Below are 248 nucleotides of genomic sequence, written 5' to 3'. Positions count from 1 at the left end.
ACACGGTTGAGGTTGGCCTTGCCCAATACTTTTTGGCGCTGGGCAAGGATCCAGTCCTGAATAGCCAAGACTTTGTCCTGCGGGGTTTTCTGCGCCAGGTATTGCAACACTTTGCGCATGTCTTCCAGCCCCAGGCCGGTTTCGTCCTCGGTCAACTGGTAACGCAAGATCAGGCTCGACCAATCGCAAAACCAGTCAAACAACAACAGCAAAGGAATGGCATTCCAGCCTTCAGCCAATTGAGTGGC

General features: G+C 53.2%; 1 protein-coding gene. It reads right to left on the bottom strand.

Annotation, left to right across the window (positions count from 1 at the left end; genetic code table 11):
• Positions 1-248 (bottom strand): DNA polymerase III subunit delta' C-terminal domain-containing protein (locus AAEZ06_RS27960; RefSeq protein ID WP_502948072.1); only part of this gene is annotated, 248 nt, incomplete at both ends.

The organism is Pseudomonas sp. HY7a-MNA-CIBAN-0227 (genome assembly GCF_040310325.1).
GTDB lineage: Bacteria > Pseudomonadota > Gammaproteobacteria > Pseudomonadales > Pseudomonadaceae > Aquipseudomonas.
The sequence above is the reverse complement of the archived record's forward strand: the minus strand, read 5'-3'. Positions and strand labels throughout refer to the sequence as shown.